Origin of the sequence: Campylobacter sp. CNRCH_2016_3089 (assembly GCF_025772505.1) — a bacterium.
Classification (GTDB): Bacteria; Campylobacterota; Campylobacteria; order Campylobacterales; family Campylobacteraceae; genus Campylobacter_D; species Campylobacter_D lari_D.
Map to the genome: position 1 here is coordinate 1 of NZ_JAKMSF010000040.1, position 1261 is coordinate 1261.

Annotated in this window: 1 protein-coding gene; it reads right to left on the minus strand. The window is 30.1% G+C overall.

The annotated features are described in order from the left end of the window. Window positions 1-1083 (minus strand): hypothetical protein (locus L8W69_RS09130; protein WP_263666985.1); only part of this gene is annotated, 1083 nt, incomplete at its 3' end. Window positions 1084-1261 lie beyond the last annotated feature (178 nt).

The following is a 1261-nucleotide window of genomic DNA, read 5'->3' on the forward strand; positions in this document are numbered from 1 at the left end:
CAGTAGGTTGTTTTGTAAATTAACAATTCTTGAGCTTACTGCTTTGTTTATGTATATAAATACTATTAAAGCAATAGCTAAAACTACGAAAAGAGATACTATAATTATAGTTGCTATTAATTTTTCTATAGGCATTTGTATCGAGCCAACTGGAGCCATAGTCACAATAGACCAATAATCATCAGCACCATCCCATACATCAAAGTTTGCTATCGCTGCTCTATTTGCATTTCCTGTAGAAGCTGGTGTGAAGTCAAATAGAGTATTAGTTTGATTTTTTTGTAAATCAATTAATAAATTCGCACTAGGATGCGGGTTGATTTGAGTAATATTTTTGCCTATAAATTCGGTTGCAGGGCTAACTGCTATTAGACCATTTTTGCCTAATAATAATCTTTGATCGTCTTTAAAAACACTTCTTTCAGGATTTGTAAGCTCATGTTGAAGTTGTGTTAAACTTCCTAAAGCCCCTATAACCCCTATGATTTCTCCTTTTCTTACTATAGGCACAGCAATATTATAAGCTAGAATTTCTTCATTGTTGATGGTAAAATTTTGAGGTCGGCCTATTGATTCTTTTCTATTTTTTATTGCATTTTCAACGCTTTGCTGATTTAAAATAACATCTTCTGCTTGGACTAATTGTACACCACCTTTTTCTCTTAAAGAAGTGTCGTGCAGTAGCATTAAAAATTTATTTGATTGTGTTAAAAGTTTAGGGTTAATGTCATTATATTTGGAAGTATCAAGAATATGCACATAAATATATGCTATCCAGCCATTAGAATCTAAAGCTCCTTCTAAAATATTTTTAATTCTGCGTTCTTCTATTGTGTCTTGTTCTGCGATGATGCTATCAATGGTGTTTTCTGCACCCATTAGTGTTGAATGTACACTTTCTGTTGCTCCACGGACGATATTTGCATATCTAAAAGCACTTGTTTGAAGTAATTTATCTGCTTCAGTGTGTAAGATATTTGAAGATTGCATAGCAATTACACTTGCTAAAATTCCAATACCTAAGACTATAATTGCAATTACAACAGCAACTATTTTGGTCCCTATTTTTAAATTTGAAAACAATATATCTCCTTTAATTTATATGTTTAAATTATTAAGATATATTTTATCTTAAGTATAATTATTTTTCAATTAATTAATTAATATTTGTTTAGTATTTCTAATAGTGGACTTGAATGTAAAATGTAGATTTAATAGAGTATCAAAGTTAAACCCATTAAGGGTTTAACTTATTTAGAAT